Source organism: Butyrivibrio sp. INlla21 (assembly GCF_900116875.1).
Classification (GTDB): domain Bacteria; phylum Bacillota; class Clostridia; order Lachnospirales; family Lachnospiraceae; genus Butyrivibrio.
This window is the reverse complement of sequence record NZ_FPCC01000002.1, coordinates 198,293-213,030: the sequence shown is the minus strand read 5'-3', so window position 1 is coordinate 213,030 and position 14,738 is coordinate 198,293. Positions and strand designations below refer to the sequence as shown.

Below are 14,738 nucleotides of genomic sequence, written 5' to 3'. Positions count from 1 at the left end.
GTAACTACGTCTCTTTCGTTGTTCCCCTGTCAGCAGGGTGAAGATCCAGTCCGACCTCGCACTATAATCCTAAAAACAAGAAATGCGAGAAGTAGCCAGAAATGACTACTCGCCTACAGATGTAGGTCATAAAAGTAACAGAATGATATAAAGATGGCCAAATGGTCTATGAAAATGACTCAAAAGAAGTAAGACAGGCTCGTGAGAATCTTGAAGATGCTGAGTTTGAGGTTCAGAAGCAACAACTTGAAGACCTTAAGAAACCTTTGCAAGAACAGATTGACCTTCTTGAAAAGCGCAAAGAACTTATACAAGAAGAGATAGATGCTTATAAAGAGCAGCAAGAAGAACTCCGAAAAGCTCTTGAAGCTTCTAACGAATACTACGACAATCTCATCAAGCAGACCGAGAAGTACTGGGATTCCATTATAGATGCCCTTGAACAACAGAAATCTAAATGGGAAGAACTTGCTGAGATTAAAGAGATTGCTAACGCATATGCTCTTATTCAAGAGGCCGGTGAAGAACTTGGATATTCTGTAGAGGATATTCTTAATGATGTTCCGGGTGCTTTTGAAGCGTTTAGAGACGCTTACGTCAATATACTTCAAGACGCAAACAGTGAGAATCAGAACTTCCTTGATGGTCTTACATATGCTACGGGAGCTGCCAAAGATAATGTCAGCGCTTCTCTCGATGAGATCTCCACAAAGGCTACTGAGGTAGACGAAGCACTTAAGCCTTTAGGTGATATTTCCACCAAAGTTGAAGATACTGCGACTGCTTTGGGTAACGTTGCAACCAATAGTGGAACTGCTGCAACTAATGTTGGCAATCTCAGCGGTAGTTTAGAAGACGCTGCTAGTACGTCTGAAGACATATCCGCTATTGATGGTTCGGTACAGAACCTTGCAAATACTTCTCTTGACAGAACAGTAGAAGCCTTTAATGGTCTTGCTGCTGCTCTTAAAGAATGTGCAACCGCTCTTGGTATTGGCGAAGGTGAAATGAGTGCTTTTGAAAGCGCACTTGTAGCTATTAGTGAAATCTCGTTAGGCGATGATACTACCGGTGCAATAGGTGCTTTCACTGCCCTTGCTGGTGCGGTAGATACTGTTACTTCTGCTATTAGTGGTGGAAGCTCTGGCGGTGATTCTGGGGATCCTGTTGAGTCAAAATCACCAAGTACGTCAGATGGCGCATCTGGTGCTGGTGGACTTATTGGTGCTATCGAAAACACAAAAAAAGCTGCTAATGATAATATTGGTCAGAAGTCAAGTGTTGGCGAAAACGGCGGCGGTGGAAATGCCGAAGGTGGAGAAACTGTAATCTCTGACTTTGATGCTTTGTATGGTGCTGTTAATAATGTTATTGAGATTATCGGCAATACTAAAGACGAATACAGTGAAGACGGAACGACTCTTGTCAATGCTGTAAAAGGTCTACCTGTTGTAGGTAAAGACGCTATAATGGGCGACAATGGTATTGTTGAGATGTTTAATAAGCTTCTCGAGATTATTGAAAAGTGCGTTGAAAAAGCCAACGAACTTCTTGAAACTATAAGAACCCTTAAGACTGAGGGTGGTGAGCATGTCCTTGATGGCGAATATGCAACGGGTAACGTCCATGTAAACGGTCATGCAGCAGGTAACGTTCACGGCAACGCTTATGCAAGTGGCAGGCTTGGACTTAAGAGTTCAGAGACTGCTCTTGTTGGTGAACTTGGTCGAGAACTAGTCTACAATCCTACAACCGGAACTTACCGTACGGTTGGAGATCATGGTCCTGAACTTACTCGTTTGCAAAAGGGGGACCTTATTTTCAACGCAGAACAGACCAGAGCAATCATCAAACATGGTAAGCGTGGCGGTAATTCATACGTAAACGGTAGTGGCTTGATGCCATTGTCAGATGCAGAGAAAAACTTATTTAAGACAATGGGCGAATCTCTTGTCGGAATAAAAGCAGATGTATCTCAGATGCTTGGTCCTGTTAAGACGATAGCTCAAAACATAAATAAAGTAACTACAAACAACGCAAGTCCCACAATTAACATCAATGGAACTTCGTTTACTGTTTCAGGTGTGACCGGAGAAGCTGTTGCTGTTCAGATAAGCGATGTTTTCGCCGGAATAATTTCAAACGCATATCAACACGCTATGAAACAATGATCTTAAGGCAGGCATTCTTAATTGAGTGTCTGCCTATTTAAGAGAAAGGAAAACGGTATCTGGAATGAGTATACAAGATGATTTGTTTAAATCAATTGAAATCTTGATAGAAAAAGCTTTACAGAAACAGAATATAAACCGCACCGTTGCCAGTACCGTAGAGGCAATAAGTGGAAGTAAATATAAGTGTAATATCGACGGGGCGTACTTTTGGTTAAAAAATGGATCCGGCGCTAGTTTGTCTAAGGGAACCCCTGTGTGGGTCCATATTCCAAGTAATAAGATGAACAACGCCTTTATTATGGGAAGACGATGAAAGGAGGTCTGAAGTATGGCAAAGCCTGTTGTTAACTATATATTCCCATTCGATGCGCAGGAACAGAAGAAAATAACCTTTACTTATACGGGAGACCTGCCTTATCAGAATAGATTGATTATTTATAATGCTGACACTCTTGCAACGGTGTATGACGTAACTTCACCTAGTAGAGTTCTTTATTGTACTCTCCCTGCAAATACTTGTAGAAATGGTGTTAAATATGCTGCTGCAATTCAGTGCTTTGATATGTATGGCGCTCCAAGTACCGTGTCAGACAAGAGATATTTCTGGTGCCTTGAGCAACCGTCCTTCTATTTTACAAATGTAGAGAGCGGACAGACAATAACAACATCTTCGTTTTATGCTGAATTGTTTTATGCTCAGACTCAGTTAGAGGGGCTTTCTCAATTCCAATTCTTGATATATGACGCTAATAAAGTGTTATTGTCAGAATCTCAGGTGTTCTATTCATCTGATTATTTGACATTTAACTATACGGGTCTTGAGGATGATACTGTTTACTTTATCAGAGCGAAGGGCCTTACACAGTATGGAACGGAACTTGATACCGGATATATCGAGATTGATGTTAACACGGCATATGATAACGCTGAGTTTAATAATATCAATGCTGTATGTGATGAAAATAATGGATTGGTAACATACTATACCAACTTTTCGATAATCAACTCCGACGAGGATAAGGATAGCTTTCAATATGAGAACAGCTATATAAACCTCCAAGGGAAAGAACTTAATTATACTACGGGATTGTCTGTAGAGGGCGATTTTATTTTATGTGTAAAAATAAAGGAATACTACGAAACCGGAACTATTCTTACTGCTTCTGATGAGTCCTATGGTTTTACGCTCTCATCTTTTGTTTATGATGATGCGTACATGAGGTTTAAGCTTACGGTTCCTAATGGGCTTACACCTTATATATTATATTCGGATCCGTGCATTCCTAATGCAACTACAGTGTTCACTATATACATTAAGCGAGTAAATAACATTTATCAGCTGTATGTATTTGTTACTGAGGACGATAACGAGAACAATATGCACTTCGGAATCAATGAACCTGCAATTCCTGACTTGTATGATATTTGGCTTAATAATGAGAACGAACCTACAGAAACAGTCCTCAAAGAGAATGTTCATAAGTTTGTTATGGATGAAGAACCTATTGTTCTTGCTGAGAACAGGTTTGACATATGGATAGGAGGATGGCAAAAATGATCTTTATGCAAAGCTTCTTTTGCGGTGAGACAAATACTGTTACCTGCACTCCTACCACTATAGAACCAATAACACACGTTAAACTTGAAAACGCATGGTTTGATGACTTGAGAATAACTAATGATATTAACGAAGAGATTAGTGAAAAGGTTGTTGATATATGGAACTATGATACAGCCATGCACGCGAAGTTTGACGATGATACTTACGCAGGTAACGTTAAGTGGGATATTGAACGAGTTTCATATCTTCTTATCAAGAGAAAGAAATCTTCTGAGTATAAGTGGACCACTATTGACTATAAGGATGTGCAACTTGCTACTGATGTTGGCGATTATAATCTTCAAGGAACGGACTTTACAGCAGTTCCCGGTTATGAGTATCAGTATGCAGCCGTTGCTATCGTAGATAACGTCGAAAACGAGTATTCTATTGAGAAGGTTGACGTTAAATCAAAAGGAATTGTTATAGCGGATAGTACTGCTCTTTGGTACACGTATTTGACAGACCAATATCTTGATGATGTGGCTGTAGTACCTAATGCGGTGGTAGAAACAATGTATGACCGCTATCCCACTATAGTAAGTAATACTCTTGCGAACTACGAACAAGTGACGGTTAATGGCGAGTTCGTACCTATAGGTGACGATGGGTGTACTCTTCTTGAGGATGACGAGGCTGTAAGAACTAAATGGAATAAAGAGGCAAAGTTGTTCTTAAGGAACAGACGTACAAAGGTATTGAAAAGCCCAGACGGAAGAATCTGGCTTGGATATATTACTACTCCCCCGTCGGATACTGCCGATGGTATTTATTATATCCGAAAGGTTACATTTACACTTACAGAGACGGGTAACCCTGACTCTGAGAAATACTTATATAAAGCAGGGATAATTGATGTTCCCGAGAATTTCTGGTCATATGAAACTTAAACGAAGGAGGTTATTATGTATAACATTTCAGTTAGCGATGTCGAGCTGTTAAAGCAAAGCATCATAGACCTCCGAGTGCGAATAACAATATACCATGAATTGACAGGTGAATATTTGGATCAATTAGAGTGCGGTATTATTTCCGGTTCTTGTACGGTAAGTGCAGAGTCAGATGTAAGACGCACTTTTTCTTTGGAATGTACTCCCGTGGACAATGATAGGTTAGTGCTTAATGAAGAAGGGATGATATGGCTCAACCGTATTATAAAACTTGAGATAGGGGTTTTAGATACTCGTGAACAAGTTTATACGTGGTACGAGGAAGGTAGATACGTGTATACAAACATGTCTGCTACCTTCGACCCTACCACGAACACTATCTCGCTTTCATGTAATGACCTTGTAGCAAAGCTTGACGGAACTAAGAACGGTCAGATAGGTGGAGCTGAAATCATTGAGTACCCTGCCTATGTTGAAAACGAATCAACAGGGGCCGTTATTCACTATAACCATATCCGTGATCAAGTCATAACCACTCTCACGCAGCTCTCTTTCGTAAGAGATTATGAGGTTGATGAGATTGGTGAATATAAGGGAATGCCACAATATAACGCGGACTATGAGACATATAGAAATCAGTCAAGGGTTCCGGTACAAAGTGGTGCTCTTGAATATACTTGGAACGCCCTGCCCTATGACCAAGAGTTTTCAGTTGGAACTTCTGTGTGGAGCGTATTGACGGCCTTTAGAGATTTGTACCCTAATTATGAAATGTACTTTGACGAAACGGGAACCTTTATCTGCCAGATGATACCGAGTAGATATATGGACGATACCGTTCTGGATAACAATTTCTTTAGAGACGTTCTTATATCTGAGAACACTTCTATAGACTTGTCTACGGTAAGAAATATCTGTGAAGTGTTTGGAGAGTCCATTGAGGCTGATTTCTATTCAGAAAGCACAAGTCTCAGCGGAACTATATATTCTGCAACGGTTTCAAGTTATGACCAATATTATAACGGCGATGTTGTTGCGCTGCTTATTAGGACGACTAACCCTGCGAGCGCATCTCTTAAGATTAACAGCCTTGCAAATATACCTATTTACGATGAGTATACCGAGGAACCGATTTCGGCTAGGGTTCTTAATCCTAACACTGTTTATACATTTAAGATTAAGAGTAAAAGAGTAGATAATGCTTCGCAGTTTAGAGCGTATCTTCTTGGTCATTATCTTCCTCACGGAATAGATGTTCTCACTGACGGAACCGTCTTAAATGAGACATGGACAGATCAAAGCGGTACATCTCATAGGATATATTCTAAAGATTATTTCCAAGCAAAATATAATTGCGAATGTGTAAATATGACAATTATTCCCGACTCCCCTTTTACTGTCCAAAAACTTGGCGAGATATTAGATGTCAAGACCGGTGGCGAGTATGAGAATATTACTTCCGATGCTCTTGCTGTTAATAGGGCAATTTGGGAGAATTGGAAGAATTGTCGTTTAACGGATTCTATTACATTGAGTACGAAGATTACTCCCTTTGCAGACGTAAATGTAAAGGTTGAGTATCGCCCAAGTAATGATGATGTTGACCATCAGTACATTGTAAAGAACGTGTCTCATGATTGGAGCGGTGGTACGACTTCATGGACTCTTATGAAGTTCTATCCTCTTTACGATGATGAGAATTATGGTGGCACACATGAGATCCTTTCTAAGTATACTCATGGCACTCTTGCAAGATACACGCATTCACAGATGTCTAATCTAGTTTAGCCGAAGGAGGCAAATATGAATTATACACAAAATTATCATCTCGGCTTGCCAATACCGGCTGAGAGATACGATGTAAGTATTGTAAATGCAAACAATACAGTGATTGACGGTCAGTTAAAAACAAACGCTGATGCAATCAGTTCACATGCAAATAATGTTAATAACCCACATGGAGTCACTGCTGCTCAGGTGGGACTTGGCAATGTAAATAATACAGCAGACTCTGTAAAACCCGTAAGCACTCCTCAGTCTCAGTATATCGCTTCGGCGGTCGCAGCTGAGGCTACAAGAGCAACGAATGCAGAAGGCGCATTGTCCGACAGAATCACAACTGCTGCAGGAGAGGTTTCTGCAGAAGTGACAAGAGCGACAGGCGTTGAGTCAACTTTATCAACGCAGATCACAAACGAGGTAACCAGAGCGCAAGGTGCTGAGAGTGACCTTAGAGATTATGTTGATGAAAAGCTTTCAGTAACATATAAGGCAAGTGGTTCAGTCTTCTTTGCTGATCTCCCTGCACTTGCTGCATCGAGAGAAGGACACGTTTATAACATCAAGGATGATTTTACTACTACTGCTGACTTCGTTGAAGGTGCTGGTAAAGATTATCCGGCAGGCACAAACGTTGTTATTATCGAAAAAGATGAAGAGTCTTACGAAACAGCAACGGTTGAAGAAGGTGATAACCCTTCTGAAATGGGATTGTATGAACTTGACGGAACAGACTATATTCCCACAGAAGACACTTCACCTGTAAGCGGAAAAACCTACTACGAGTTAGTTGCAGTCCCTACATATTATTATGATGTTCTTGCGGGATTTGTTGATACCTCTGACTTTATTACAGACACAGACTATGCCACAGCACAGGCAGCAGGCATTGTAAAGCCCGATGGAACTACTATTACAGTTGATGCGAACGGAGTTATCCGTTCACAAGGCGGTGGTGGTGATGTTTCCTCAGAGGAAATGGCTGATGTTGTAAACATCTTAGGAGCAAAGAACCTTGTCCCACCAAAAACAGGTGAGATGCAAGTTGAAATAGACAATATGACTGTCACCTTTAGAGAAGATGGGAGTGCGTATATTTCGGGACAAGAGGGTTCAGGTCAGCCCACATATACTTATACATATAACAAGTTGCCAAAAGGAAGATACACTATATCAATAAACAATGAAGATGCCGAAGGTGTTTGGTTGTACGCAGAGGTAAATGGTTATGTAGTGGCGCACAGCGACACAGACTCATCATTTACTCTCGATAGCGAACAAGATGTATGGTTTGGAATAGGTTTTGATGAACAGAATTGGTGCGACGGAGAAAGAATTTGGCCCACTTGCATTCCTTATAATATCGAGGATAAAAATTTTGTTGCCTTTGCTAAAACCAATAAGCAATTAACTGTCGATGTAAACAATATCAACCCGAGGCTTGATTCTATTCTTAATTTTTTAGGCTCGAAAAATTTATTACCGCCTAAACCCGGACTTGAACCAGAGCAGGTAGACCACGCTGATGTTACTTTTAATAGTGACGGAAGCATTACTATTGACGGAAGTTGCGGACAGAGTGAAGAAACATTGATATCTTCAACGGTTCTTCCTAAAGGCAAATATGAATTAGTAGTTGATCAAGAAGAACAGCAATCAGGCGTAGGCATAAATATATATGATGGAAACCATAATTTAATAGCCAACGCTGATTGGTTAGATGATTTCACGTTAGCAAATGATACCGAGGTCTTTTTCTATTTGAAATTATACCGAGGCTTTCAAGAACAAGATTACACGATATTCCCAATGGTACAACCTGCGGATGTAAAACAGTATGATAACGCACCATACGCCAAAACCAACCGTCAGCTCACAGAAACAGTATTAAAACAAACACTTACAGCGGGTTCTACTTCACTTACTTTTACAGATGATAGAATCACGGACGATTGCCTCATCAAGATTGCACCTAAAAGATGGGTTCCTCCAACTTCTGCAAGTCAAAGTGGTAACACAGTAACAGTAACATTTCCAGAGCAAGCTGCTGATTTAGATGTAGCAGTACTTATAAGGGAGTTATAACTATGGCATATTTCGATTTAAGTGGCGGTGGTGGAAGTACACCACCAACAGGAACATATACAGCAACTACTAGAGCGGCAAACATTGACATGGGAGCAAATAGCAACAACAGATATCTGGATACTACGGGTGTTCCGAACAGTAACACGGAAACTTATACTCCCACAACAAGAGCCGCTTCTATAGACATGGGTGCAACCAACGCATATAGATATGTGAATACAAATAGCGTCCCTAACACAAATTCAGGCACATATACATTTCCCGCAAATGACACAGGTGGACAAAAAGACCTTGGAGTAACAAATACCTATCGATACGTCACAGCAACTAATGTCTATAATAAAGGCAAGGCAGATGGCGCACCGAGTAATAAGAATAACGGTCTGGTAGAAAGTAGTAATAAGACATGCAGTTTTTCTGCCACAAGTGGATGTATATACGCAATTACTTCAACGTATCTAAACACAAATAGCTCTGCAATGCCATCCGTTACTAATGGAACTGCCTTATTAAACAAATGGTGTGCTTATGCTGTTCATAGGTCATCAGATAATTACTCAATATCTGTATTGCTACTTGTAAAAGCAACGAGTTCAACAATTACCGTTGTTGCGCCTAGTGGAGGTTCAGGTCAGTGGCATTCGGTTGCATGGTGTAAATTAACCTAAAGGAGGTATTTGATAGTGAGAACAGTAAAATTCAATGAAATCAGTTATCCATTGGTAGACCATGAAAATATCATCTCATTGTATTTTCAGGCAACGATCCTCAAAGGTGATTATACAGTGGATGAGATAGTTGAGGATGCTTTAAGTGCCGAAGAAATCAAAGTGTATGAGAATGATGAGCAGGTTGCTATATATCGCGGATATGACCGTTTAAATGCCGCTTCCATGTATGATGTAAGTGATGGAAGAGTTGTTTCGTTGGAACTTCTGAATACTGACTATGAGCAGCGATTAAATGATTTAAGTAACGTTGTGTCAGATATGCAGCAGGTTCAAAACGAGCATTCTGAGGCGATAGAAGAATTGACACCCTATGTAGACAGCGCAACAGCATATTTTAATGAGAGTGAAAAAACTTTCTACAATGTGCCAGAGGGTAATATTTCAGTATTCTTTGATAACTACAACGGAAGCTATTCTGTGAACAGAGTATCAGACAGGGTAACAGTATCTTTTGACACATTAACACAAAGTACGAACATAACAATCTCGGTAAGTTAAAAGGAGGACGAAAAAATGTATGATGTAGTTCAGAAAGTAAATGGAAATTTAGTTATCAGGTCATCTTGGGCAGACGACCAAAAAGCAAAAGCAAAACAGGCATTCCACGACACTTGTAGACTTCTATATGCTGATACTGCTACTACAAGCGGTATTGTCGCCACTCTTGATGATAATTTAGATGTGGTTGATGGCTGCAAAGAATTTATCAAGAAGTAAAAAGAAAGGAAATATTAAATTATGACAGTAGAAATGTTTATTTATCTATTCACTATAGGAAGTTTGTTCGCATCTCTTTTAACACAGGCAACAAAGAAAGCATTCCCTAATGTTTCAAGTAATATCTTGGCGCTTGCCAATGCGATTATTGTAGGTATCCTTGGAATGGTATGTGCCTATGTGCTTATGAGCATTCCTTTTACAGCAGTGAATGTTATCTATATTGCTCTTATGGCAATTTGTATCTGGATGGGTTCAATGCTCGGATATGATAAGATTGTTCAGACTTTGGAGCAGCTTAAAGGATAATTAAGGAGAAATGTTAAGCAACCTAAGATATTGACCAATGTGATTAAATGTGTTTAAATGTACTCGAAGGAGTAAGTTATTATGAACACATCAAATATCACAAATTACAAGCCAAAAGATTTCGCCGAACTATTGGGTGTTTCCGTTAAGACATTGCAGCGATGGGATAGGGAAGGAACTCTAAAGGCGAACCGAACTCCAACTGATAGGCGTTATTATACTTATGACCAATATCTTCAGTTTAAAGGTATAAACATAGAAAATGATAATCGTCAGATTGTTATTTATGCCAGAGTGTCTACAAGAAATCAAAAAGATGACTTACATAATCAGGTATCTTTTTTACGGCATTTTTGCAATGCTAGAGGTATTATTGTAGACCAATGTATTGAAGATTATGGAAGTGGTCTAAATTACAACCGTAAAAAGTGGAATGAACTATTAGATGAAGTTATGGAACAAAAAATCAAAACTATCATAGTAGCGCATAAAGACAGATTTATCCGTTTTGGCTATGATTGGTTTGAAAAATTCTGTATGAAGTTCAATACGACCATAGTGGTAGTAAACAATGAAGATCTATCACCACAAGAAGAACTAGTACAGGATATTGTTTCAATACTCCATGTGTTTTCTTGTAGGTTGTATGGACTTCGCAAGTATAAAAAACAAATAGAAAGGGATAAGGAAATTGCTAAAGAGCTTCAAGACGGAAATTAATCCGACAGCCGAGCAAAAAGTTAAAATCAGTAAGACTATTGGTACTTGTAGATATGTCTACAACTTCTATCTTGGTCATAACAAAAGCTTACATGACAAGGGTGAGAAGTTCATGACAGGCAAGAGTTTTAGTGTATGGCTTAATAATGAATATATTCCTAATAACCCTGACAAAGTATGGATTAAGGAAGCATATTCAAAAGCCGTAAAGAAATCTATTGAAGATGGATACACTGCTTTTACAAGGTTTTTCAAACATCAGAGTGCTTTTCCAAATTTCAAAAAGAAAGGCAAGTCAGATGTAAAAATGTATTTTGTAAAGAACAATCCAAAGGATTGTCGCTGCGAAAGACATAGACTAAACATACCGACTTTAGGTTGGGTGCGTCTTAAAGAAAAAGGTTATATACCTACAACTAAAGACGGATGGAAAATCAAAAGCGGTACAGTATCCATCAAAGCAGACAGATACTACGTATCAGTTCTTGTTGAAATTCCTGATGTCAAGATTGCCAATAATAGCAATGATGGCATAGGGATTGACTTAGGCTTAAAAGATTTGGCGATTGTTTCAAATGGGAAAACATACAAGAATATCAATAAGTCAGCAAGATTAAGAAAAATTGAAAAACAACTGCGTAGAGAACAAAGGTGTCTATCACGCAAGTATGAAAATTTAAAGAAAGGAGAGTCCACACAAAAAAATATACAAAAACAAAAGCTCAAAGTACAGAAGCTTCATCATAAGATAAACAATATCCGTACTAATTACATCAATAAGACAATAGCTGAGATAGTGAACACCAAACCGTCTTATATAACTATTGAGGACTTGAATGTGTCGGGAATGATGAAGAACAGGCATCTTTCAAAAGCTGTTTCATCGCAGAAGTTTTATGAATTTAGAACTAAGTTAAAGACTAAATGTGATGATAACGGTATTGAACTTAGGATTGTAGACAGATGGTATCCATCATCAAAAATATGCCATTGCTGCGGTAATATCAAGAAAGATTTAAAACTTTCAGATAGAATTTATCGATGTGACTGCGGTTATGTTGAAGATAGAGATTTTAATGCAAGCCTAAATCTTAGAGATGCCAAAACTTACGAAATTGCATAACTAAAGCAAACGTAAGTATGTACTGTGGGCTATCGCAGGAATTTACGACTGTGGAGTGTACAAGAACTTGTGAGTAGCGTATTGTAAAAGATCGCCAAAGCATGCACGTTGAAACAGTAAGAAGTATCCGTGAGGACTTCAATTTCTCGATGTGTTTGAGTATATTTAAATACATTTTGAGTGGCAGGTTTGTATGGCGAGTTATACTCATGAATACAGTTCCTTCCCAGATCAGATTTTGACCCGTCATCAGTTCAGAGATGCGGATGATTCTATTGCGAACGTCATCAACCAGATAAAGATTCTGCAGTCACAGGGAGAATACTCTCGTGCTGCTGAATATATTAGCGTACATAAAGCTGAACTTGGACCTTATGTTCTGGGAAGTGAATACCTTAATACTATCGACGAAGAAACAAGAAACGTTGAAATATACGCTAAAGCCAAGAAACAACAGATCTTTTATCAAGGTGCTGAACCCGACAACAGCTCTGTTGTTGGTGATGTTTGGCTTGGAGAATACGAGGTGTAAGGTATGAAAGAATATAATACGGTCTTTCCAAACCTCATAGATGATAGATATTTCTTTCAAGATATATCAATCGACAAGCTTCCTATCATGGATAAGTATAACGGCATGATAAATGTAAGCGCATACACAGATGCAGCTGAGTATATCAATGCACAGGACGTTACTTTTTATGGTGCTTGGTTATTAAACATGCTTGAAGAAAGGCTTATTGCTCTTGAGAATTATCTTGTCTATGACGTGGAAAAACCAGAATTAGTATCATACACAAATACAGAGCCAACGGGAGTTCCTGTTGGTTACTGTTGGACATAACTATTAACGGAGAGGCTTAGTCCTCTCCTTTTTAATTGAAGGGAGAAATTTATGGCCTCGATTATAAATAATGTTTTGCATAGAGACTACAAGGTTCTTGCAGACAATACCATCGGATCATTCATCTGGAACAGGCTGTCTTTTTGGACTCATGCCTCTGATGTGCAATTTGACGATGGTGCAACAGCTCAGGAGAAGGTCGGCGCAATCAACGGTATTACAACGTCAACCTCTGTTACTACTCCGGGTTATGCTGCAGACGCAACAACAGTATCAAACATTAACAAAAAGGTATCTCAGTATGTATCGGGAACCCTTGCTGCCAATGCTACTTCTATCTCGTTTACAAATTCAAACTTTAATGCAAACACACACTTTGATATTTACTCTTCTGTGTTTGGGCTTGATCCTACCGGAATGACTTTGAGCGGAACAAAGCTTACGATTACGTTTAAAGCCATCTCTCAGGCTGCAACAATCAAAGTGCATTACTTCGAGCTGTAAGGAGGGATATTATGGCAGTAATAAAATTCTTATCAAACGATGCCCTTATAAATGCTGATGTTCAGCTTGAAGGACACAGGGTTATAGTAACCGTTGCAAATCCTGTTGCTGACGTAAACTCTTTGATAGCTTCGGGATTTCACGAACTTAATGAAAATAACAATAGCGTAATGAGCGATTTTAGTGACCACAAATACCTCTACCATCAGGAAGATGACGGCTGTACTTTCACTCTTACTGATGAACCGGATGACATTTGGTTTGAGGAAGTGTTTATTCCCGAGCCTACTATAGAGGTGGCAACCGAAGCAACTACAGAGCCTATAGTAGATGCTGTGGAAGAAGCCGCCGAGGAACCTGCAGAAGAGACAAAGACTCGCTCAAAACGCAAGAAAAATTAACATAACTATTGACGGAGAGGTTTTATCCTCTCCTTTTCTTATAAGGAGAATACTTTAAGTAATTTGAAAAACAACTGCGTAGAGAACAAAGGAGTCTCTCGCGTAAGTATGTAAATATAAAGAAAGGAGAGTCCACTCAGAAAAATATACAAAAACAAAGGCTTAAAGTACAGAAGCTTCATCACAAGATAGACAATATCCGTACTGATTACATCAATAAAACAATAGCTGAGATAGTGAAAACCAAACCATCTTATATAACTATTGAGGATTTGAATGTATCAGGAATGATGAAGAACAGGCATCTTTCAAAAGCTGTTGCATCGCAAAAATTCTATGAATTTAGAACCAAGTTAAAAGCTAAATGTGATGATAATAGTATTGAATTGAGGATTGTAGATAGATGGTACCCATCATCTAAGATATGTCACTGCTGCGGTAGTATTAAGAAAGATTTAAAACTTTCAGATAGAATATATCGCTGTAATTGTGGTTATGTCGAAGACAGGGATTTCAATGCAAGTCTAAACCTCAGAGATGCTGTAACTTACGAAGTTGCATAATCAGGCAAACGTAAGTATGTACCGAAGGCTATTTCGGGAATTTACGACTGTGGAGTGTACAAGAACTTGTGAGTAGCGTATTGTAAAAGATCGCCAAAGCATGCACGTTGAAACAGTAAGAAGTATCCGTGAGGACTTCAATTTCTCGATGTGTTTGAGTATATTTAAATACATTTTGAGTGGCAGGACGACATGTATTGGATAAATCCAAATAATAATGATATGCGTGACGGTTGCAGGGCTTTTCAAGCAGATGCGCAAGCTGATGTCAAGAACCTTCCTACTTCTTCTAAAG

Annotated in this window: 15 protein-coding genes and 1 pseudogene; all 16 read left to right on the top strand. The window is 39.1% G+C overall.

Annotation, left to right across the window (positions count from 1 at the left end):
• Positions 1–161 precede the first annotated feature (161 nt).
• Positions 162–2,171 (top strand): hypothetical protein, encoded by a 2,010-nt coding sequence (locus BM377_RS01180; RefSeq protein WP_092242463.1) that lies wholly within the window; start codon positions 162–164, stop codon positions 2,169–2,171.
• A gap of 331 nt (positions 2,172–2,502) precedes the next feature.
• Positions 2,503–3,732: a hypothetical protein gene (locus BM377_RS01170; RefSeq protein WP_092242457.1), complete on the top strand. Its 1,230-nt coding sequence runs from the start codon at positions 2,503–2,505 to the stop codon at positions 3,730–3,732.
• On the top strand, positions 3,729–4,664 hold the full coding sequence (locus BM377_RS01165; RefSeq protein ID WP_092242454.1) for a hypothetical protein: 936 nt from the start codon (positions 3,729–3,731) through the stop codon (positions 4,662–4,664). Before BM377_RS01170 ends, BM377_RS01165 begins: the two co-directional genes overlap by 4 nt.
• A 15-nt stretch (positions 4,665–4,679) precedes the next feature.
• Positions 4,680–6,452, top strand: coding sequence for a DUF5048 domain-containing protein (locus BM377_RS01160; RefSeq protein ID WP_092242451.1), 1,773 nt, complete (start codon positions 4,680–4,682; stop codon positions 6,450–6,452).
• Positions 6,453–6,467: 15 nt separating this feature from the next.
• Positions 6,468–8,528 carry a hypothetical protein gene (locus BM377_RS01155; protein WP_092242448.1) on the top strand — a complete coding sequence of 687 codons (2,061 nt, stop codon included), beginning with the start codon at positions 6,468–6,470 and terminating at the stop codon, positions 8,526–8,528.
• 2 nt (positions 8,529–8,530) lie between these two features.
• Entirely contained in the window at positions 8,531–9,199 is a 669-nt protein-coding gene (locus BM377_RS01150) for a hypothetical protein (RefSeq protein ID WP_092242446.1), read from the top strand.
• A gap of 15 nt (positions 9,200–9,214) precedes the next feature.
• Entirely contained in the window at positions 9,215–9,760 is a 546-nt protein-coding gene (locus BM377_RS01145; protein ID WP_092242445.1) for a hypothetical protein, read from the top strand.
• Between the two features lie 15 nt (positions 9,761–9,775).
• Positions 9,776–9,979 carry a hypothetical protein gene (locus BM377_RS01140; protein ID WP_092242444.1) on the top strand — a complete coding sequence of 68 codons (204 nt, stop codon included), beginning with the start codon at positions 9,776–9,778 and terminating at the stop codon, positions 9,977–9,979.
• A gap of 21 nt (positions 9,980–10,000) precedes the next feature.
• Entirely contained in the window at positions 10,001–10,288 is a 288-nt protein-coding gene (locus BM377_RS01135) for a hypothetical protein (protein ID WP_092242442.1), read from the top strand.
• 96 nt (positions 10,289–10,384) lie between these two features.
• On the top strand, positions 10,385–11,008 hold the full coding sequence (locus BM377_RS01130) for an IS607 family transposase (RefSeq protein ID WP_177223765.1): 624 nt from the start codon (positions 10,385–10,387) through the stop codon (positions 11,006–11,008).
• Complete coding sequence (locus BM377_RS01125) at positions 10,971–12,131, top strand: RNA-guided endonuclease InsQ/TnpB family protein (protein ID WP_092242437.1); 1,161 nt, start codon at positions 10,971–10,973, stop codon at positions 12,129–12,131. The genes BM377_RS01130 and BM377_RS01125 overlap by 38 nt, the downstream gene beginning before the upstream one ends.
• Positions 12,132–12,324: 193 nt before the next feature.
• On the top strand, positions 12,325–12,663 hold the full coding sequence (locus BM377_RS01120) for a hypothetical protein (protein WP_092242433.1): 339 nt from the start codon (positions 12,325–12,327) through the stop codon (positions 12,661–12,663).
• A gap of 3 nt (positions 12,664–12,666) precedes the next feature.
• Positions 12,667–12,975, top strand: a complete 309-nt coding sequence (locus BM377_RS01115; RefSeq protein WP_092242430.1) for a hypothetical protein — start codon at positions 12,667–12,669, stop codon at positions 12,973–12,975.
• Positions 12,976–13,026: 51 nt separating this feature from the next.
• Entirely contained in the window at positions 13,027–13,479 is a 453-nt protein-coding gene (locus tag BM377_RS01110; RefSeq protein WP_092242427.1) for a hypothetical protein, read from the top strand.
• A gap of 11 nt (positions 13,480–13,490) precedes the next feature.
• Positions 13,491–13,880, top strand: coding sequence for a hypothetical protein (locus BM377_RS01105; RefSeq protein WP_092242425.1), 390 nt, complete (start codon positions 13,491–13,493; stop codon positions 13,878–13,880).
• A 65-nt stretch (positions 13,881–13,945) separates the two neighbouring features.
• A pseudogene (locus BM377_RS01100) lies at positions 13,946–14,443 on the top strand (RNA-guided endonuclease InsQ/TnpB family protein); the annotation flags it as partial.
• Positions 14,444–14,738 lie beyond the last annotated feature (295 nt).

What these genes read in the sequence shown, in the direction of transcription:
- BM377_RS01180 (WP_092242463.1), top strand. Translation starts at nt 162, where the DNA reads ATGGTCTATGAAAATGACTCAAAAGAAGTAAGACAGGCTCGTGAGAAT.
- BM377_RS01170 (WP_092242457.1), top strand. Translation starts at nt 2,503, where the DNA reads ATGGCAAAGCCTGTTGTTAACTATATATTCCCATTCGATGCGCAGGAA.
- BM377_RS01165 (WP_092242454.1), top strand. Translation starts at nt 3,729, where the DNA reads ATGATCTTTATGCAAAGCTTCTTTTGCGGTGAGACAAATACTGTTACC.
- BM377_RS01160 (WP_092242451.1), top strand. Translation starts at nt 4,680, where the DNA reads ATGTATAACATTTCAGTTAGCGATGTCGAGCTGTTAAAGCAAAGCATC.
- BM377_RS01155 (WP_092242448.1), top strand. Translation starts at nt 6,468, where the DNA reads ATGAATTATACACAAAATTATCATCTCGGCTTGCCAATACCGGCTGAG.
- BM377_RS01150 (WP_092242446.1), top strand. Translation starts at nt 8,531, where the DNA reads ATGGCATATTTCGATTTAAGTGGCGGTGGTGGAAGTACACCACCAACA.
- BM377_RS01140 (WP_092242444.1), top strand. Translation starts at nt 9,776, where the DNA reads ATGTATGATGTAGTTCAGAAAGTAAATGGAAATTTAGTTATCAGGTCA.
- BM377_RS01135 (WP_092242442.1), top strand. Translation starts at nt 10,001, where the DNA reads ATGACAGTAGAAATGTTTATTTATCTATTCACTATAGGAAGTTTGTTC.
- BM377_RS01120 (WP_092242433.1), top strand. Translation starts at nt 12,325, where the DNA reads ATGGCGAGTTATACTCATGAATACAGTTCCTTCCCAGATCAGATTTTG.
- BM377_RS01115 (WP_092242430.1), top strand. Translation starts at nt 12,667, where the DNA reads ATGAAAGAATATAATACGGTCTTTCCAAACCTCATAGATGATAGATAT.
- BM377_RS01110 (WP_092242427.1), top strand. Translation starts at nt 13,027, where the DNA reads ATGGCCTCGATTATAAATAATGTTTTGCATAGAGACTACAAGGTTCTT.
- BM377_RS01105 (WP_092242425.1), top strand. Translation starts at nt 13,491, where the DNA reads ATGGCAGTAATAAAATTCTTATCAAACGATGCCCTTATAAATGCTGAT.